Source organism: Sphingobacterium sp. SGG-5 (genome assembly GCF_011043525.1).
In the GTDB taxonomy this organism is placed as follows: domain Bacteria; phylum Bacteroidota; class Bacteroidia; order Sphingobacteriales; family Sphingobacteriaceae; genus Sphingobacterium.
In genome coordinates this window covers 99,878-119,315 of record NZ_JAAKGO010000004.1, presented here as the reverse complement: position 1 = coordinate 119,315, position 19,438 = coordinate 99,878, and the positions used below count along the sequence as shown (strand labels likewise).

Genomic DNA, 19,438 nt, shown 5'->3' with positions numbered 1-19,438 from the left:
CGTTTATTACGTTATAGAATGGACCGCTTTGCCGCGGTCCATTTCTTTTTTATCATTCAAATTACAACACCTGAATGGTCGTTCCATCCTCCAATGGATGGGCCGTACAGATGAGACATCGACCATTTTCAACTTCACGGTCTGTTAACACTTCATTATAATCCATCCGCACAGCCCCTTTGGTTACCTGGGAGATACAGGTACTGCACATTCCGGATTTACAGGAGTATGGTAGTTCAAGCTTATGTTCAAGTCCGACATCTAATATCGTCTTATTATAGGGTATGGTCAATGCATGATTGACACCATTCAATCGTATTACCACATTATAGCTTGTGGTATCCACGGGTTCCTCTTCTTTCTCGTCGTCATCTTCCTCTTCTTCCGGGAAATGAAAAGTTTCCTTTTTTATATCTTCATCCGGAACACCCATTCCCAACAACGTGAACCGGCACAGGTCCATATAAAATAATGGCCCACACGTATAATAAATAGAATTTGCGTCTTCTTCAAGATGTTCCCGCAACAGTCGGATGATGTAATCTCTGTTCAATCTCGCCTTCAGCAGATTTTTAGTGTTCGACCATATAAATTCAATTTTTAATCTATCCGGATATTTAACTTGCCAATCGAGGAGCTCATCATAAAACAGCGTGCGTTCTTTTGAGCTGTTGCTATAGATCAATATGACCTTGCTTTTCTTTTCGCCTAACAAAACTGTCTTTAGTATAGAATATAAGGGGGTAATGCCTACACCTGCAGCGAATAAGAAAATTGTGCGCTCGGTCCCCTCTTGGGGCTCATAGGTGAACAACCCCTGTGGATCCATGACATGAACAATATCGCCGACGCGGGTTTTATGATGCAACAATCTAGAAATTTCACCATTATCTACCCGTTTTACCGTAATTTCATAAGGCTCATTAGCAATAGGCGAGCTACTGAAAGAATAAGATCTACGAACTTCCCGATCACCAAACAGGAAGGATAAAGTTAAGAATTGTCCTGCTTTATATGCCGGAAATCCTCCTGTCATATCTTCAAAACGAATGGAAACATTCTGATTCGGCTGCGGGGTAATCGCTGTAATTTTAAACTTGTACATGTCGGAAAATAAAAGAAAAAAATGAAAAGTAAAAAATAAATCCTGACAATAAATAACTGCCAGGATTTTCTACTATCTAAATACCTGCCTACCGCAGGCAGGCTAATATCTAATGTCTAAATACTACATCTACAACTTACGTTTTACTTCGACTTGTTCGTAAGCTTCTACGATATCGCCTTCTTGTATGTCATTGAAACGATCTATATTCAGACCACATTCATATCCTTGAGAAACCTCTTTCACGTCATCTTTAAATCGCTTCAAGGAAGCCAATTTACCTGTATGGATAACTACACCATCTCGTATCACGCGGATATCGTTATTACGATTAATCTTACCTTCCAATACCATACATCCGGCAATGGTGCCGACCTTAGAAATCTTGAAGGTTTCACGGATCTGGACTTCCGCCACGATCTTTTCTTCAAATTTCGGAGCCAACATACCTTCCATGGCGGACTTGATTTCTTCTATAGCATCGTAGATGATAGAGTATAGACGTATATCGATCTGCTCATTTTCAGCAAGTTTACGAGCGTTCTGTGTAGGCCTAACCTGGAAACCGATAATAATGGCATCCGATGCAGAAGCCAATAACACATCTGATTCAGAAATAGCACCCACTGACTTATGGATAATATTTACCTGGATTTCGTCGGTAGATAGTTTTAATAAAGAATCTGATAACGCCTCAATCGAACCGTCCACATCACCTTTTACGATGATGTTTAATTCTTTAAAGTTTCCGATAGCAAGACGGCGGCCGATCTCATCAAGCGTTATATGTTTCGTCGCCCGCATACCTTGCTCACGTTGAAGCTGCAGACGTTTACTTGCCATTTGTCGGGCTTCAGATTCGCTTTCTAACACGTATATTTTATCCCCTGCAGTCGGTGCGCCGGACATACCTAAAATCTGTACCGGCACAGATGGCCCTGCTTCTTTTACCCGTTCACCACGCTCATTGGTCAAGGCTTTTACTTTACCCGAATAAGATCCTGCTAATATAGGATCCCCCACATGCAGTGTTCCCGCTTGTACGAGGATCGTTGTCACGATACCACGCCCTTTATCTAGCGCAGACTCAATGACCGAGCCTACAGCACGCTTTTTGGGATCTGCAGTAAGTTCCAATAATTCCGCCTCAAGCAGTATTTTCTCCAACAGCAGATCCACATTTTCTCCTGTTTTTGCTGAGATCTCCTGTGCTTGATATTTTCCACCCCAGTCTTCAACCAAGATGTTCATCGCCGACAACTGTTCCCGAATTTTATCTGCATTAGCACCTGGCTTATCTACTTTGGTAAAAGCAAAAACAATAGGAACATTTGCAGCCTGCGCATGATTAATTGCTTCTTTTGTTTGCGGCATCACGGCATCATCCGCAGCAATGACGATAATAACAATGTCTGTCACCTTTGCTCCACGCGCCCGCATAGCTGTAAATGCTTCGTGTCCGGGTGTATCAAGGAAAGTCATCCGACGGCCGTCTTCCAATTTTACAGCATAAGCCCCGATATGTTGGGTTATCCCTCCGGCTTCGCCTTTCGTAACATTCGCTTTTCGGATATAATCCAACAAGGAAGTTTTACCGTGATCCACGTGCCCCATTACGGTTACAATTGGTGCACGAGGAACCAAATCTACTTCGTTATCAGGCTCTTCAAGCTCGGCAACTTCTTCGTCTTCGGGTTTGATAAATTCGACCTGATAACCGAATTCTTCAGCTACAATAGATAAAGTTTCCGCATCAAGTCGCTGATTGATAGAAACGAACATCCCTAAACTCATACACGTCGCGATAACTTCAGTTACCGAAACATCCATCAGGTTTGCCAATTCATTTGCTGTTACAAATTCCGTAACACGCAATACTCTGGACATCATCTCTTGCTCCAATGCAGCCTCTTCCGCAGAAGATGCAATATCGTCACGTTTTTGACGACGGAGTTTAGCCCGCTGCGCGAACTTCCCAGATTTACCAGCACCACTTAAACGCGCTAAGGTTGCCTTAATTTGATCTTGAATTTCCTTATCTGAAAGTTCTTCCTTAGGCGCTTCATGTCTGCCTCCTTTTCCTTTATGATCAAACTTTCCTCGACCACCTTGATGTCCCGGTGCTGGACGGGTATTACCGTGTCGGTTATCTGTACGTGCCCCTGTTGGAGCACCTTTACCCGGACCGCCCTGCTGTGGACGTCCCTGTTCGGACGCACCTGTTGCTCCAGGTTTGTTTGTACGTTTCCTTTTACGCTTATTATCCTGATTGGGATTAGATGAAGAAGCTACCGGTTTATCTTTCGGTTTAAATGTCGGTAATTCAATCTTTCCGATAACCTTCGGTCCTTCAAGCTTTTCATACCTTGTACGGATTACCTCATCGGGTTCTCCTTTGATTTCCTGCGTTGGTTGTTCTTTTTCCACGACAGGAACAGGTTTTACCTCCTCCTTTTGAGCTGCTTCCGCGGCTGGGGCAACATGTTCTGTTTTCTCTTCAGCTTTTACTTCAGGTGCCTCTACCGGTGCAGGAGGAGATGTATGAACAACTTCCTTTTCCTCTTTTACAGGCTCTTCTTTAGGTGTCGGAGCAGGTTTGTGTTCCTCTTTATGGGGAATAGATTTCTTATGTTTATTTCTATTAAAGGTATCCAAATCTATTTTACCAACAACTTTCAAATGTCCTGTAGTGGGATGTTGTTCTTGCTGCTCTTCTTTTTCGTCCGTTGTATTCGTTTCAACGGGTGCTGTAGATACATTCTTAATTAATATCTCATCACCTGTAAATTCTTCATTTTTAGAAGAAATAGACTCTTGATCCGCAGCAGTATCTTCCAAAGACGGTTCATCACGACGAATTTTACCAATAATGATTTGTTTCGCTTCATCCTTCGCATTTTTATCTCCCTGGAATTCTCTCAACAGGACATCATACATTTCTGAAGACAATTTAGTATTCGGTTTTGATTCGACATCAAATCCGTTTTTACCCAAAAAGTCTACGGCAGTACCAATCCCTATGTTAAGTTCTTTTGCTGCTTTAAGTAAGTTTATGCTTTTACCTTCTGTCATCTATTTTTTACCTTCTTAAAAATAAAGTATTTACAAAAATATGTTTTTTTACACGCAAATAACAATTAAAGTAAGAATATCTTCACTGTCCTATAAACGGTGATTATTCAAACTCGGATTGCAAAATGCGTACAATTTCCTGGATTGTATCTTCTTCTAAATCTGTACGACGGGCAAGCTCCTCATAAGATAAAGCTAACACCGCTTTTGCGCTATCAAGGCCTACTCGCTTGAACTCATCGATGATCCAGCCATCGATTTCATCTGCAAATTCTTCAATATCCACATCCTCCTCTACATCATCACTTTCACGATAGACGTCTATTTCATAACCGGTCAACCTGCCCGCCAATTTGATATTGTGTCCACCCCGACCAATAGCTAAAGAAACCTGATCAGGCTTTAAATATACGGCTGCAGTCTTATTATCATCATCTATCTTGATAGAAGATATCCGTGCCGGACTCAGCGCTCGAGTGATATAAAGGGAAAGATTAGTCGTGTAGTTGATGACATCGATATTTTCATTCCGCAACTCGCGGACGATACCATGTATGCGGGATCCCTTCATACCCACACAGGCTCCTACCGGGTCAATACGGTCATCGTATGATTCGACGGCAACCTTAGCACGCTCCCCGGGTTCACGTACAATTCTCTTGATGGTAATCAAACCGTCAAATATTTCAGGTACTTCGAGTTCAAACAGACGCTGCAAGAACTCTGGTGCCGTACGTGATATAATAATCTTTGGATTACTGTTCAACATATCTACTTTATGCACAACAGCGCGGATGCTGTCACCCTTTTTGAAATAATCCGCAGGAATTTGTTCCGTCTTCGGTAAGATTAATTCATTCCCATCTTCGTCCAACACCAAGATTTCTTTCTTCCAGATCTGATACACTTCACCGATGACCAACTCACCTTCACGATCTTTATATTTCTTGAATACCTCATCTTTTTCCAACTCCAAAATCTTAGAAACCAGCGTTTGGCGAGCAGCCAATATGGCACGGCGGCCAAAACTTTCTAATGTAATCTGTTCGATATAATCGTCCCCTACTTCCAGGTCCGGATCGTACTGATGGGCTTCGGCCAATTCAATTTCCAATTCATCGTCTTCGGAAAAACCATCTTCCATCACCACACGTGTTCTCCAAATTTCCAAATCTCCGTTATCGGGATTCACAATGACGTCCACATTTTCATCCGTCCCGAAACGCTTCCGTATCATACTACGAAACACTTCTTCTAACACCGTAATAACGGTAGGGCGATCGATATTTTTAAACTCTTTGAACTCCTGAAAAGAGTCTATCAAATTTATATTACTGCTCATTTTACTTAAATGAAATTAACACTTTTGTTTCTTTTATCTGATTCATTGGAAATTCTACTGTTTTTGATATTGCTTTCTTTCCTTTTTCTTTTACCATCTGTTCCAGAACCAATTGAGCATCTGTTGCAGACACTAAGGTTCCCTCCTCTTTCCGACCATCCTCCAACGTCAGCCGAACATTCCTCCCTACATTTTTGATATACTGGCGCAACAGTAACAAAGGCATATCGATACCCGGAGAAGAAACCTCCAAACGATAGGCACGATCGATTACATTTTCCTCCTCCAAATGAAATCCCACGTGTCTGCTTACGCCCACACAGTCTTCAATTGAAATCCCGTTGTCACCATCTAACAAGATCTCCAGAATACCATTATTATGCATCTTGATACGCACGATAAACAGATCTTCTCGATCCGTTATCTTTTCCTCGACTAATTCTTTAACTCTTTGCTCAACTTGCATATTTAAAATTGAATTAAAAAAGGGGGCATACGTTGCCCCCTTCCTTTCAGAATACACAAAAGTATAACTTTTTTTTAAAAAAAGGAAATAATCCGCTATTTTTTATTATCGACTACTGTATTAATTGTTTTCTGCATCTGCGCCATCATGGCTGTCAACCCCTCCATAGTAGGCTCCACGGTTGGTTCGGGAAACTCTGTCGATATAAAAGCTTTTGCTTTCCAAACTTCCAAAATATCTGCCGCTTCTACCCAATAAGGATCGTAAACCTTATTATCAGACAGCAGTTTCAAACCCTTATCTTCTTTAAATTTTGCACCGATGCGTTTGTACACTATCCCCTCATCTTTCGAGATAACAACATAGGTCTGCCCCGACTTCACATTATGCCAATTTTCTACATACTCACCTATAATAACACTCCCCGACGGCAAAGGCAGCATGGAATCTCCCTTAATTTCGAAAGCGCGATACGTCCCTTGGTTAAACATCGGCAAATTAAATCGAGGTAATTCTTTTACATACTCCGGATCAGCATAACCGTTCAGATAACCAGCACTAGCCTTTACCGGTACCAGTTCAATATTTTCACGGTCGTCTTGATCCACGGTGATACTCAACACCCGCAAATTAGAAGCATTACTTTTCGGCGTTGGTTTCCACTTTTCATCAATGACATCATTGACCAGTTCATCCATGGACAACTCGTAATAATCAGCTATCTTCTTCAGCAGCTCATATTTAGGTTCAGCCCTATTCTCTTCATAGGCCCCCACAGAAGCCCTCTTGATCTCCATAACATCAGCAAACTGCTGTTGCGTTAATTGACTTTTCTTGCGTAGAAACCGAAGGTTAGCGGAAATATTAGACATATTTTTTTTAATTTAATTTGTACATACTAAAATTATTAGTAGTATTGTGCCAATAAAGTTAGTAAATATATTTTTTATCGCCAAATATTTTAGTTACATCATGAAACAACATATCATTTATTTCGCTACGGATGCCAACAGAATAAATATAGAAGTGGGATACTGCACAAATATGGCAGACATTAAATTCAATAGGATCGTTTACATGGAAAAGTTTAATTCTTTCGAAGAAGCGCAACAAAAGAAACTGATCTTTCACACCTACACCCGTATGATGAAAGAACGTATTATTCGCAGATATAATCCCAATTGGTTAAATATTGTCAGGACTCCCCTCGCATTCAACACCCCTAAAAAAATCGTTGCCTACGCTTTTTAAACGCAGGCAACGACCTTAACAACCTCAACATATATCGCATATATGTACAAGTTAGACTACCATCCCGGTGCAAAGTTTAACCCGAATGTTCCAAATTTAGCTCTTGTACTATTGAAAGGAATCGCATAGTAAGGTTCCAGAATCATTGCACCAAACAGATTGACACGCAACGACACCCCGGCACTGAATACCGGCATGCGTAAATTCTGAGGGTAAGCCATGACCGGAGAGCCGTCCGGATTATCGGGAACCGGAGTACCATCCGGATAGGTCGCTTGTACCTTGTCGTCTTCTGTCTTATTCCACTTAATGACATCACCATCTCGCCAAGCGAGTCCACCATCAATAAAGAAATTCAGATCCGAGAAAAGGAAGCCCGACTTCACAAGCGCCAATTTTTCAGGTCCAGTAAAGGGCAAACGTATTTCAAAATTGGCAATCGCCATACGCGATCCCATCAGATCCGTATAAGACAGTTTCCCGGAGTTATCCAAATCACCTGTTTCAAACCCACGGATCATATACGGATAACCGATATACAAAGGATACAAGGCCGATTCATCCTTACCCATACGCATATACGAGTAGATACGTCCGGCAACCGTAATCGGTTTATACCGGTTGTATTTTCTTAAGTCAATATTCACCGCAGTGAAGTTATAATCGCCAAAATACTGCTCTGCCCCGAGACGGTATCGAAATCCTTGCAAAGGTGCGGCAATCCCAAATACAGCATTATCCCCTACGAAGCCGGCATTGGCCTGTTGTATCGTAAATGGATCCAATCGACCAAAGCCCAGCTGGGACGCCTCTTCATTGGACACCCGTTCGCGACCGCCATCGTAACCATAATAACTTTGGCTCCATTTGTCCACCCGGAATCCATAACGGGCCACTGCTCCACCGACCTCAAACCGGTGATGACGATTGAACGGATAAGCTACAAATGCCTCCGCCTGGGTCTGGAATTGCCGTACGATATACGTATTGATCGCTAATTCATCCCCATATCCAAAATTCTCCATCGCATACGTACTGAAGCCTGTCATATACGGAATATGGGAAATAGCCCCGCCCCAATTCCATCGGCTTCTTTGGTTAATATAGGCCACCTGCCCGCCAAAATCATAGATCTCACCGTTGATATTCAAGGCTGCAAAAATCTGGTTGTACCCCAATATATCCGAAAACTGTCCCTGTATCCCACTGGATATACCCGCTCCATAACGCGAACCTACGGACATACCGACACCACTATTGGCCAGATAATCCAATTTAAATTTCGGTTTGTAGGCGATATTGTTAATCTGATTGTCCCTTATCCGTTCAAAAACATTGAAGTTACGCAGGTTGGTATTTACCACATTCACGCCTCTATTAACATTGGGTGGCAACATGGCCGCATTAAAATCCGTCACAGAACCATCCACCACTTCGGGTGTAAATTCAGAGCTTTTCGCTTTATAGATGGTATATCGATTTTTCTTAAAATACGAGTACACAATTTCATCATCATTCGATATACTCATTGCTGGTGAGTATTCTGTAATACCACTGATACCTGTAAAATAATCTGTCAGCCGCTCTGTCGTCCCTGTCGACAGCGTATATCGGTACATATTGCGGAAACCATCTCCATTGGACAGAAAGTAAATCTGACTGCCATCCGATGAAAAGTGTGGATTCAGATTATTGGCACCCGGAAAAACAGGTAAGTTTTTAATTTCCTGTGTAGCCACGTCGATCACGGCGAGACTCATCGGGATATCGACGGATCTTGAATCTGACTGTAACGCCACGCGATCGGTGCTAAATACAATAAACCGCCCATCTCTGGAAAAACTGGGCTGAAAGTCCGAATACATGTCGTTGGTCAGTTGGTTTAACGCCTTCGTCTTTAAGTTGTACATATAGATATCACTATATCCTCTTTTCAAACCCGAAAAGGCAACATGATCACCGTCCGGAGCCCAAGTTATATTAGTGAATTCCACAATATCGCCCATCGCCTCCACAAACAACGTTTTGCCGGTTTCCACATCAAGTACCATCAGTTTGTTCTTACCTTCACTAAAGACTGAAAAAGCAAATTTTCTACTGTCGGGGGAAAACGACCCCGCAGATTCCAAAAAACTGAACTCATCAATATCTTTATTGGTCAGCCGGCTTCCCAACTTACGTATGACATTCCCGGAGTGTGCATCCGCCAGATAGAGGTCAATACTAAAAAGATCTTGTTCTGATAGATAAACAATATACTTACCATCCGGCGATATGGTCGGCGAAACATTCATTCTTCCCGCATTGGTCGCATTGATCAAGGACATCCCTATCGGTCTGGAGGTCGTATCCTTATTCAGACTTTTATAGGTATTTTCCATGGTATTCTTCCAAAGGGTCGACATGGTCTGCGCGTCGTAACCAAAAACGCGTCGCATCGCATATTCGTAACCGTATTTCGCGGTTTCTATAAACAGGGGCATGATGACCGTATCGCCATAAGTAGAACCTATAAATGACCAAAAGGCCTGGCCGTACCGATAGGGAAAATAGTTATACGACTCTTCGGTCAACTGTTTGAGGCTCGGAATATCCTGATTGACATACGCATCGCGCATCCACATGGAAGTAAAAGCATCTTTTTTACCAATCGAAAAATACTCCGCCATACCTTCCACCATCCAGAGGGGAATATTGGCAATATTCTCCAGACGGGTCGAATCCCCACCTTCCATTAACACCCGATATTGGAAAGCATGCACCAGTTCATGTCCCAACACGTGTCGGGTCTGTTGGTTAATCTGCATAATCGGCATAACCACACGTTGCTTAAAAGCTTCCGTGACACCCCCTGTTCCGACACTTATCTCACCCGAAATAGCTGTTGTCTGCTGGAATTCAGGATGGTTATTATAGACAATGATTGGATTTTTTCTGGCAAATGTATCCTGGAATACCTGTTGATGGAGTTCATACCATACTTCACTTTCCTTAGCCAACCACCGAACCAACGTATCGTTATCGGAATAATAATAGAGGTTGAAATGCGGTGTGTCATACACTTTAAAATCGAGTTTCTTATACCGCATTTTATTTTGGCCAAAATATTGCGCATAAGCCGTTTGATTCATGAGGATACCTACACCGATTAAAATCAAGAATCTCCCCCATATATTTACCATCTTCCTATTCATATCACTATATTAGTTCTCCAACTTAACTATTATTTCCTATAATAACACTTCTATTTTATCTTCTGTTTGCTCCGGGTTCACAATAACCGGCCTAACCGTTGGCAGATCAGGCAGTTTAAACTCTGGATCCCCTGGACCAATATCTCCGTCGTCCGTTGTGTCCGGCTGCACCTTGATTCGCGGACTCGGGCATTTGTAAGACTTCTTAATCTCAATAATAGATTCCGGGAATTTACCAAATGTTACCCCCAGTTCGGGATGTTTATATAACTCTTCCATAAACAGTGCATATATAGGCAATGCTGTTTTGGATCCTTCGCCGGTGGCCGAGTTTTTAAAGTGTATACTTTGCTCATCACAGCCCACCCACACACCGGCGACTAGATCTTTGGTCACGCCCATATACCAACCATCGACATAATCAGAAGATGTGCCCGTCTTTCCTCCTATTTCGTTGTTCTCTCTAAAAAGATCCCATTCCCACAACGCCTGTGATGTACCATTTGGTTCTTCTACCGTACCGCGAAGCATATACGTCATTAACCACGCATTCTCCGGGTCAATAACCTGCTTGGGTTCCGATTCAAAGGATGCGATAATATTGCCATCCATATCCAATATCTTCGACACCAGCACCGGCTCTACACGTTTCCCTTGGTTCATAAATGTTCCATATGCCTTCACCATTTCAAATACGGAAACATCATTCGAGCCTAAACCTACCGATGGTACAGATTCCAGTTTGCTATCAATACCACATTTATAAGCTGCATCGACGACCTTGTCCCATCCAACGGCTTCCGTCACCTGAGCTGTTATCGAGTTAAGAGAACGTGCCATCGCCCATCGTAACGACATATCTTGATACGAAAAAGTCCAATCTGCATTTTTCGGTTCCCACACTTCATGCTCTCCCTGTTTGTTAACAAATTCAATCTTAACAGGTTTGTCCACAAACTTATCACACGGACTCATCCCTGCTTCCAATGCCGCCAAATAGGCAAAGGGCTTGAACGTAGAGCCAGCCTGCCGCTTTGCCTGATTCACATGATCAAACTTATAGTAATGATGGTTTATACCACCTACCCAGACTTTGATCTCCCCCGAATAAGGATTCATCGCCATCATCCCGGTATTCAGCATGGTGATATAATGTTTCAATGAATCCATAGTCGAATAGTGTACCTTCTTTGGGCCATCCCACGTGAAGATCTCCATATCCTTGTTGACACGAAGCTGGGCGAAGACACTGTCTTCTACTCCATTAAATTCTTTCAGCAGATCTTGGTAAATAGGTAATTTGCGCGCATGGTTCTCTAAGAATTCAGGGATCACGTTTCCTTCTCTATCCCGCCAAGGTTCCTCACCTTCCCATGTATTATTTAAACGTCGTTGCAGATCCTTCATCTTACGGCTCATAACACCCTCTGCAATCTTTTGCATTCTGGAATCTATCGTCGTGTATATTTTCAGTCCGGACTTGTAGATGTCAATTTCATTATCCTGACTCCATTTATCCAACCATCGTTCTACTGCAGCCCGTAGATACGAATCATTTGCATCTGTTATCTCCTGATAGTTTAGATTCAGGTGCAAAGAGTCCTTTGATAACGTATCAACCTGAAGGTTATTCAAATACCCCGCTTTCTCCATTTGTCCCAAAACAACATTTCGGCGTTGAAATGCGTTCTTAGGATTCCGAATAGGGTTGTACATCGTAGTCCCTTTTAACATACCGATTAAGACTGCACTTTCATTAACCGTCAACGCGCCGGGCTGCTTATTAAAATACCGCAAAGAGGCCGATTTGATACCATATGCATTATTACTGAACGAGACCGTATTTAAATACATCGTAATAATCTCGTCTTTGGTATATTTACGCTCCAGTTTAAAAGCCGTCATCCATTCCTTATACTTCGTTACCAGAATACGGACACCTGGAATCTTACTCAGATAACCTTGGGAATGCGCGTATCGCGTACGATATAAATTTTTTGCCAATTGCTGGGTAATTGTACTGGCGCCGCGAGGATCGCCTTTTAAGGTCGACACTGCACCCGCAATTAATCCAAAAAAATCAACACCGGAATGTTCATAAAAACGGATATCCTCGGTCGCAATAAGCGCTTGCAAGACATGCGGGGAAATGCTATCATAAGGCACCGGATCTCTATCTTCTTCAAAATACCGACCGATTAAAACAGAATCAGCAGTATATACCTCAGAAGCTACGTTAAGCGTAGGTAATACAATATCCCGCTTTGTCGGAGAGTAACCAAATAAACCCAAAAAATTAAGTTGAACGGCACAGGTAAACAAAACAACACTATAAATCAACAGCAAGGCATACCGTAAAAACTTATTTTTAACACGTCTAAACATGTGGTAAATATGAATAAAATGTTTCGAAAAACGATGAACAAATCATGCAATTGAATCCCCGGAAAATAAAATTAACGATTTTTAACAAAAGTTAATAATCCTTTGAATCCCACGCCAAACCAAAAACTTCTAATTTATTACCTCAATTAAATCAGTATTATTCATTATTTTTACCTAGGAAACAATGCCATCATGCTAAAACAGACATTACAACAGAAATTATTACAAAAATTATCACCGCAACAGATTCAATTCATCAAGTTATTGCAGGTACCGACCGCATCTCTAGACACACGGATCAAAGAGGAGTTAGAAGAAAATCCCGCGTTAGAAGATGGTAGCCTGACTAATCTGTCTGAGCCGGCAGAAGAATATCCCGACAACGATATGGAAGAGGATTTCTCTTCCTCTGAAGAGTCGTTCGATGAAGAGTTTAGCGTAGAAGAATATATACAGGAAGACGATTTTAAAGATTACGGTGGAAATTACAGCAATGACGATGAGGAGCAACAAAAAGAAATTCCTATTGCTATACAGGATTCTTTTTTCGAAAAACTACAAAATCAATTGGATCTCCTTGCGCTCAATGACAAAAAATACCTTATTGGTAACCAGATCATCGGGAGCCTGGATGATGATGGTTATTTAAGGCGTCCTATTCTCTCGCTCATAGATGACTTAGCTTTCTCCCAAAATGTAATAGCTGAAGAGCATGAAGTAGAAGAAATGTTGGCCGTGATACAGGAGTTTGAGCCTTCGGGTATTGGTGCACGTGACCTACAGGAATGTCTTTTAATTCAACTTCGAAAAAAGGACCAGACTAATCCCATCATTGCAAAGGCGATGGAAGTTGTCCAACAGCATTTAGACGAATTTACAAAGAAACACTACGACAAAATAGAAAAGCAGCTTGGGGTCGATTCGGCAGAGCTAAAGGAAATTATCCACGAAATATTAAAATTAAATCCCAAACCTGGCGATTCGGGAGCTGTAGCAGGCAAGCAATTACATGTTATCCCCGATTTCCATATTACGAACAGTGATGGAAAGCTATTGCTCACGCTCAACAGCCGTAATGCACCGGAACTTCGCGTCTCCCGCTCTTATCAGGGCATGTTTGAGCATTATGAAAAAGCCGAGAAAACGGATAAAAAAATGAAAGAAGCTGTGCAATTCGTCAAGCAGAAACTTGATTCAGCTAAATGGTTCATTGACGCTATCAAACAACGTCAACAGACCTTATTAAAAACCATGAATGCAATTATGGAGTTTCAATACGATTACTTCTTAACCGGCGATGATCGCATGTTAAAACCGATGATTCTGAAAGATATTGCCGATCGAATAGACATGGATATTTCAACGGTGTCCCGGGTTGCTAATTCTAAATATGTGCAAACTGATTTTGGAACTTTCTTATTGAAGTCGTTCTTTTCGGAAGCGATACAGACAGAAACGGGTGAAGAGGTATCCAATAAAGAAGTAAAGAAAATTCTCGAAGAATGTATTGCGAACGAAAACAAGAAAAAGCCTTTAGCCGATGAAAAACTCACAGAAATATTAAAAGAAAAAGGTTATAACATAGCTCGGCGTACCGTCGCTAAATACCGGGAAGCTTTGAATATTCCTGTTGCGCGACTACGGAAAGAACTCTAAGAGCATCAACCGAATCATGCTGATTTTATTCAACTTTTGCCCTTGAAAATAAACAATTTTATCTAAGTTTGCAGTACCATGAGCACAACATCTTTTTTATCAGACAGGATCAATAATTTATCCGAGTCAGCTACTTTAAAAATGACCAAATTAGGCCGTGAGCTGGCGTCCAAAGGCATTAATGTTATCAGCCTAAGCGTAGGTGAACCCGACTTCAATACACCGGATCACGTTAAGCAAGCCGCAAAAAAAGCATTAGACGATAATTACACCCGATACTCCCCCGTTCCAGGATATCCTGATTTACGCCAAGCTATCGCAAATAAGCTCAAGAATGAAAATAATCTGGATTACGATATTTCACAGATTGTCGTTTCTACCGGAGCAAAACAATCTTTATCTAACGTTATACTTACCTTGATCAACCCAGGGGATGAAGTCATCATTCCTACGCCTTACTGGGTATCTTATTCCGAAATGGTCACGTTGGCTGAAGGAAAATCGGTATTTATCGACACGGATATTGACAGTAATTTTAAAATTACGCCTGCGCAGCTTGAAGCCGCTATTACACCTCAGACAAAGCTTTTCATGTTTTCTTCACCTTGTAATCCTACGGGGTCGGTCTACAGCAAAGAAGAGTTAGCTGCTTTGGTGCGTGTATTTGAAAAATATCCCAATATCTTCATTCTATCAGACGAAATCTATGAACACATTAACTTTGTAGATAAGCACGAATCGATCGCTCAGTTTTCAAGCATCAAAGATCGTGTTATTATCGTCAATGGTTTCTCTAAAGCTTTTGCCATGACGGGTTGGAGATTAGGCTATATTGCTGCCAATAAGGAAATTGCAGCAGCTAACGATAAGCTTCAAGGTCAGACGACTTCAGGGACCTGTTCTATTTCCCAACGTGCCGGCATCGTCGCCTATGAACAAGGGTTAGACAGCGTATATGAGATGAAAGAAGCTTTTGCCCGGAGACGTCAGTTGGTCTACGATTTATTGAATGATATCCCCGGCGTAAAGACTAACCTTCCTGAAGGTGCCTTTTACTTCTTCCCGGAAATCAGTTCTTTCTTTGGTAAAAAAGATCCCGCTGGAAATGAAATCAAAAATTCAGCAGATCTGGCATTGTATTTATTGAATTACGGCCATATTGCGACCGTTGGTGGTGATTCGTTTGGCAACAACAATTATATCCGTCTTTCTTATGCCGCTTCGGATGAAAGCTTAAAAGAAGCACTCCGTCGAATGAAAGAAGCACTAGGCCAACTGGTCTAAAGTGAAGAGGGTGGCTAAAAAGTCAATTATACCGTCATTTCGAGGAGGAACGACGAGAAATCTATGGGCAATTTTTCAACTTACTAATAATTAGCTAATTAAAATTTATCCATAGATTTTCCTACGGAGAGCCCTTCGGGGTTCTCTCTTCGTTCGAAATGACGATGAAATGAATTGCCAGACTTTTTTAGACACCTTTATCTTCTAGCTGTTGATATAACTCTGCAGATGATTGATGGTCTGCTTTTGGTCTTCGATAATAGATTTCACCAGATCACCAATTGAAAGCATACCAATTACCGTATTATTTTCTACTACCGGCAAATGTCTGAAATGATTGTTTGTCATCAGTTCCATACAACTTTCAATTCTTTCTTCCTGCGTAACGGTACGTGGAGAACGGGTCATCACTTCATGAATCAAGGTGTCTTTGGACGATCTGCCGTGTAAAATTATCTTTCGGGCATAGTCCCGCTCCGTGAATATGCCAATCAGTGCTTCATTTTCAATAATAAGTAATGCACTGATGTTTTTTTCCATCATAATTTGTAAGGCATCCAAAACCGATGCATCTTGGCTTACAGCATAAACAACAGGTGTCTTTGTCTGGAGGATATGTTTTACGGTTTTCATAATTTTGTGATTAGTAGTTTTGAGACTAAGATACGAACTATTCACAAAATAATTAAACTGTCTCTCTACATACGCTTCTCGATCTCCCGAGCAACTCCTTTTCCAAAATCTTTATCCACAGTGATATACCCCGGATAATAGTAATTCTTCCCTCCTATCTTGACAGAAGGTTTTATTTTTAAGGCCAAAAAAGCATCGCTCTTACGGGTCAAAATATCGCTCAATAGTTTATCAAATCCTTTTTCCTGGACAACACCAAACAAATTGGCCCTAAAGGTCAATGGTACAACCATACTTTCATTGGTAGCGAGATTAATATTCTCATTCGCTGCGCCTTCAAACAGAGGCTTTCCTTGGATCTCGATAATATATTTGAACTCGTTGATGGAAGCCCGCTTTGCTGTAGGGTTGGATACTTTTAGATTTACGTTGGCTTCAAGCGGTAAATCTTGCTGCAATAAAGCAAAGGCAATAGCCGGCAAGGAGGACAATGAAACTCCCTGTCCACCCGTCAGGCTCTCAACGTCTCGACCAGCAATCCGCATCTGGTCTAGCGACTCGATGGTATAATCACATTTTCCTAATGTTTCGATCTGTGCCTTATAATTCGTCGCGCAGCCAGACAGTGCAAAAACCGCCGTGCACAGGAAAAATAAGTAAACGAGCTGTTTTTTCATTTCTCTCTTGTTGTTATTTTTAAAAATTGTAGGATATACCCAATGTAAAAACTGCATTACCTGCTTTCAGATATTCATTATTATTCAAGCCAATATTAAACCCCGATGTATACTGTATATGGAATCCTTTATTCAATTCCAAACGTGTATAAAATACCGGTTCGACATAAAAATTCTCCTCCTTCGGAGCCTCCTCCCCATCTATCTCAAATGTATCCATGGCAACTCTACTCAGACGTATTGCCGTACCATAGTTTAATTCCTTTTTCCCTCCGAAGATACTTATTTTTCTCTTCCTTGTCGAGGAATAATTAATCTGAGCAAAGATTTTGTTAAAGTCCATCGCTCGACTTTCTACTGTTTCATACCCCGTCGTCGCTGCACGTTTATCGACTTGCAAGGCATTGCCCAATCCATATCCGCCATAGATTTCCAATACCTGACGTTTACTTTTACCAATTTTCGTAAAGTAACCTAGTCCTCCTTCAATTAACCATTGTTTGAAGTGAAGATTTGAATCAAATCCATGATCGATAAAAGAACCATTCCCCAGAATAGCGACATGATCAGTAGCGGCAACAGCGATAGAGCCGCTGATATTGCCTTTGGGATTGATATGAGCAGCAATATATCCTTCTCCTTGATTCTTTAGCATCGGCGTAGCGGGAACATTAGGCATATATAGAGACGAACAGCTGGAGCATATAACTTGGAGGAATATAATTCCTCCAAGATGTTTCATCAAATACTTCATTCGTTAGCGGAAATAGCAAATTAGATTAAGTAGATGGAACGGATTCTGCTTCCGGAGCTTTATCGATTAACTCCATAAATTGATCCAATTTTGGCGTAATGATAATTTGTGTACGACGATTACGTGCTTTACCGGCAACCGTGGTGTTATCTGCAATAGGATTGTATTCACCTCGTCCACCAGCGGTAAGACGTTTCGGACTTACACCGTATTTATTTTGTAGTGCCTGTACTACGGACGATGCACGTAAAACGCTTAGATCCCAGTTGTTACGGATATTCGGTTGCGATATAGGATCTGTATCCGTATTACCCTCAATCAACACTTCGTAATCACTATAATCCATGATAATCTTCGCAATCTTACGAAGTGTCTCATCTGCCTGATCTGAGATCTCATAGCTTCCCGACTTATAGAGCATATTGTCTGACAATGATATATAGACAACACCTTTTAGTACTTGTATATCAACATCCCTTAGCTCTTCCCTACTCAACGATCTCGTTAAGTTGTTGGTGAGTACTAAATTCAGCGAATCACTTTTATTTTTTGTATTTACTAAATGTTGAATATATCGGTTGGAAGCATTGATCTCATCAACTAATTTAGAAATATTCACATTACCTTGGGTATTCTGCGTAATACTTTTATCCAGCGATCCTTGTAGACGTGCATAAGCTTCCTTTAGCGCTGCATTATTTTTGCGCTCATATTTCAATTGGTCTTCCAGGCTTTTTATCTTAGCTCTGCTTTCCGCTAGATCCAGTTGTCCTTTTTGATATAATTCCGCCAAATCCCGATGTTGTGTTTCGAGAGCAGCGTACTTTTTATTGCTCACACACCCTACCATTAGTGTCCCTCCCAACAAGAGAGGCACAAGCCATATATTACGTGATCTTACCATAGTTTTTTACTTTGGTATATCATGTAGCAAAAAAAATGCCTATTTTCTTTTTTGATATTCTTCAATCACAAACTGAAGCTGTTCCTCTTGTGTCATATTCGAATTGTCTAAGACAATTGCATCTTCAGCTTGGCGTAATGGGCTTTCTTTACGCGTGCTGTCGATATGGTCACGATGGGCGATATTGGCCATAACCTCTTCTAAGGTAATTTGTTCTCCCTTAAGCTGCAGTTCATCATACCGCCGCTGTGCCCGTACGGCCGGACTTGCAGTCATGAATATTTTGAGATCGGCATCCGGAAAAACCGTTGTACCGATATCACGCCCGTCCATAATGATATTTCTTTTATGTCCCAATTGTTGCTGTTGGGCGACCATAGCCTCACGAACCTCCTTAATGGCGCTGATTTCGCTAACACGATCCGACACCTTCATGAGACGTATCTCGTCTGTTACATCTTCCTCATTTAAAAGAACCTTTATTTTTTTAGGATGGGGTATAAAGTCGATATGAATATCCGATAAAGCTACTCGCACATCTTCGATATTGTGAATATCTATATGATGACGCAAAAAATAAAGTGTCACCGCCCGATACATCGCACCGCTGTCCACGAAAACAAACCCCAAAGCCTTTGCCAACGCCTTGGCAACCGTACTTTTCCCACAAGAGGAGAAGCCGTCAATCGCTATAATGAAATTATCGCGGGCCATT

15 protein-coding genes are annotated in these 19,438 nt (G+C 41.5%); 3 read left to right on the top strand and 12 right to left on the bottom strand.

Annotated elements, in window-relative coordinates; genetic code table 11:
* Positions 1-61: 61 nt before the first annotated feature.
* The 5 genes from G5B30_RS06985 to G5B30_RS06965 all read right to left on the bottom strand — a co-directional run bounded on the left by G5B30_RS06985 (position 62) and on the right by G5B30_RS06965 (position 6,857).
* A complete protein-coding gene (locus G5B30_RS06985; RefSeq protein WP_165319260.1) occupies positions 62-1,105 on the bottom strand; it encodes a ferredoxin--NADP reductase in 1,044 nt (347 codons plus the stop codon).
* 129 nt (positions 1,106-1,234) lie between these two features.
* Positions 1,235-4,177: a translation initiation factor IF-2 gene (infB, locus tag G5B30_RS06980; protein ID WP_165319259.1), complete on the bottom strand. Its 2,943-nt coding sequence runs from the start codon at positions 4,175-4,177 to the stop codon at positions 1,235-1,237.
* Between the two features lie 103 nt (positions 4,178-4,280).
* Positions 4,281-5,519 (bottom strand): transcription termination factor NusA, encoded by a 1,239-nt coding sequence (nusA, locus tag G5B30_RS06975; protein ID WP_165319258.1) that lies wholly within the window; start codon positions 5,517-5,519, stop codon positions 4,281-4,283.
* A 1-nt stretch (position 5,520) separates the two neighbouring features.
* On the bottom strand, positions 5,521-5,985 hold the full coding sequence (rimP, locus tag G5B30_RS06970; protein WP_165319257.1) for a ribosome assembly cofactor RimP: 465 nt from the start codon (positions 5,983-5,985) through the stop codon (positions 5,521-5,523).
* A 95-nt stretch (positions 5,986-6,080) separates the two neighbouring features.
* Positions 6,081-6,857, bottom strand: coding sequence for an XRE family transcriptional regulator (locus G5B30_RS06965; protein WP_165319256.1), 777 nt, complete (start codon positions 6,855-6,857; stop codon positions 6,081-6,083).
* A 100-nt stretch (positions 6,858-6,957) separates the two neighbouring features.
* On the opposite strand from G5B30_RS06965, the gene G5B30_RS06960 reads away from it, so the two are divergent.
* Complete coding sequence (locus G5B30_RS06960; RefSeq protein WP_165319255.1) at positions 6,958-7,236, top strand: hypothetical protein; 279 nt, start codon at positions 6,958-6,960, stop codon at positions 7,234-7,236.
* A gap of 56 nt (positions 7,237-7,292) precedes the next feature.
* Here the strand turns inward: G5B30_RS06960 and G5B30_RS06955 are convergent, their stop codons facing one another.
* Both G5B30_RS06955 and G5B30_RS06950 read right to left on the bottom strand, forming a co-directional pair.
* The gene (locus G5B30_RS06955; protein ID WP_317164328.1) at positions 7,293-10,430 is read right to left on the bottom strand and encodes a tolB protein precursor; all 3,138 of its coding nucleotides are present in this window, start codon (positions 10,428-10,430) and stop codon (positions 7,293-7,295) included.
* A gap of 36 nt (positions 10,431-10,466) precedes the next feature.
* The gene (locus tag G5B30_RS06950) at positions 10,467-12,815 is read right to left on the bottom strand and encodes a penicillin-binding protein 1A (protein ID WP_165319254.1); all 2,349 of its coding nucleotides are present in this window, start codon (positions 12,813-12,815) and stop codon (positions 10,467-10,469) included.
* A gap of 192 nt (positions 12,816-13,007) precedes the next feature.
* Between G5B30_RS06950 and rpoN the strand changes: the two genes are divergently transcribed.
* The gene (gene rpoN, locus G5B30_RS06945) at positions 13,008-14,471 is read left to right on the top strand and encodes an RNA polymerase factor sigma-54 (RefSeq protein ID WP_165319253.1); all 1,464 of its coding nucleotides are present in this window, start codon (positions 13,008-13,010) and stop codon (positions 14,469-14,471) included.
* Positions 14,472-14,549: 78 nt separating this feature from the next.
* On the top strand, positions 14,550-15,755 hold the full coding sequence (locus tag G5B30_RS06940; protein WP_240903132.1) for a pyridoxal phosphate-dependent aminotransferase: 1,206 nt from the start codon (positions 14,550-14,552) through the stop codon (positions 15,753-15,755).
* 204 nt (positions 15,756-15,959) lie between these two features.
* Here G5B30_RS06940 and G5B30_RS06935 read toward each other — a convergent pair whose 3' ends face one another.
* From G5B30_RS06935 to cmk, 5 genes are all read right to left on the bottom strand, one after another.
* Positions 15,960-16,388: a CBS domain-containing protein gene (locus G5B30_RS06935; protein WP_165319252.1), complete on the bottom strand. Its 429-nt coding sequence runs from the start codon at positions 16,386-16,388 to the stop codon at positions 15,960-15,962.
* Between the two features lie 65 nt (positions 16,389-16,453).
* Positions 16,454-17,065, bottom strand: a complete 612-nt coding sequence (locus tag G5B30_RS06930) for a hypothetical protein (RefSeq protein WP_165319251.1) — start codon at positions 17,063-17,065, stop codon at positions 16,454-16,456.
* 19 nt (positions 17,066-17,084) lie between these two features.
* Positions 17,085-17,807 (bottom strand): hypothetical protein, encoded by a 723-nt coding sequence (locus G5B30_RS06925; protein WP_240903131.1) that lies wholly within the window; start codon positions 17,805-17,807, stop codon positions 17,085-17,087.
* 37 nt (positions 17,808-17,844) lie between these two features.
* A complete protein-coding gene (locus G5B30_RS06920; protein ID WP_165319249.1) occupies positions 17,845-18,723 on the bottom strand; it encodes an OmpA family protein in 879 nt (292 codons plus the stop codon).
* A gap of 39 nt (positions 18,724-18,762) precedes the next feature.
* Positions 18,763-19,437 carry a (d)CMP kinase gene (gene cmk / locus G5B30_RS06915; RefSeq protein WP_165319248.1) on the bottom strand — a complete coding sequence of 225 codons (675 nt, stop codon included), beginning with the start codon at positions 19,435-19,437 and terminating at the stop codon, positions 18,763-18,765.
* Between the last annotated feature and the right edge of the window lies 1 nt (position 19,438).

Coding starts and splice junctions, on each gene's coding strand:
- G5B30_RS06985 (WP_165319260.1), bottom strand. CDS start 1,105: ATGTACAAGTTTAAAATTACAGCGATTACCCCGCAGCCGAATCAGAAT.
- infB (WP_165319259.1), bottom strand. CDS start 4,177: ATGACAGAAGGTAAAAGCATAAACTTACTTAAAGCAGCAAAAGAACTT.
- nusA (WP_165319258.1), bottom strand. CDS start 5,519: ATGAGCAGTAATATAAATTTGATAGACTCTTTTCAGGAGTTCAAAGAG.
- rimP (WP_165319257.1), bottom strand. CDS start 5,985: ATGCAAGTTGAGCAAAGAGTTAAAGAATTAGTCGAGGAAAAGATAACG.
- G5B30_RS06965 (WP_165319256.1), bottom strand. CDS start 6,857: ATGTCTAATATTTCCGCTAACCTTCGGTTTCTACGCAAGAAAAGTCAA.
- G5B30_RS06960 (WP_165319255.1), top strand. CDS start 6,958: ATGAAACAACATATCATTTATTTCGCTACGGATGCCAACAGAATAAAT.
- G5B30_RS06955 (WP_317164328.1), bottom strand. CDS start 10,430: ATGAATAGGAAGATGGTAAATATATGGGGGAGATTCTTGATTTTAATC.
- G5B30_RS06950 (WP_165319254.1), bottom strand. CDS start 12,815: ATGTTTAGACGTGTTAAAAATAAGTTTTTACGGTATGCCTTGCTGTTG.
- rpoN (WP_165319253.1), top strand. CDS start 13,008: ATGCTAAAACAGACATTACAACAGAAATTATTACAAAAATTATCACCG.
- G5B30_RS06940 (WP_240903132.1), top strand. CDS start 14,550: ATGAGCACAACATCTTTTTTATCAGACAGGATCAATAATTTATCCGAG.
- G5B30_RS06935 (WP_165319252.1), bottom strand. CDS start 16,388: ATGAAAACCGTAAAACATATCCTCCAGACAAAGACACCTGTTGTTTAT.
- G5B30_RS06930 (WP_165319251.1), bottom strand. CDS start 17,065: ATGAAAAAACAGCTCGTTTACTTATTTTTCCTGTGCACGGCGGTTTTT.
- G5B30_RS06925 (WP_240903131.1), bottom strand. CDS start 17,807: ATGAAACATCTTGGAGGAATTATATTCCTCCAAGTTATATGCTCCAGC.
- G5B30_RS06920 (WP_165319249.1), bottom strand. CDS start 18,723: ATGGTAAGATCACGTAATATATGGCTTGTGCCTCTCTTGTTGGGAGGG.
- cmk (WP_165319248.1), bottom strand. CDS start 19,437: ATGGCCCGCGATAATTTCATTATAGCGATTGACGGCTTCTCCTCTTGT.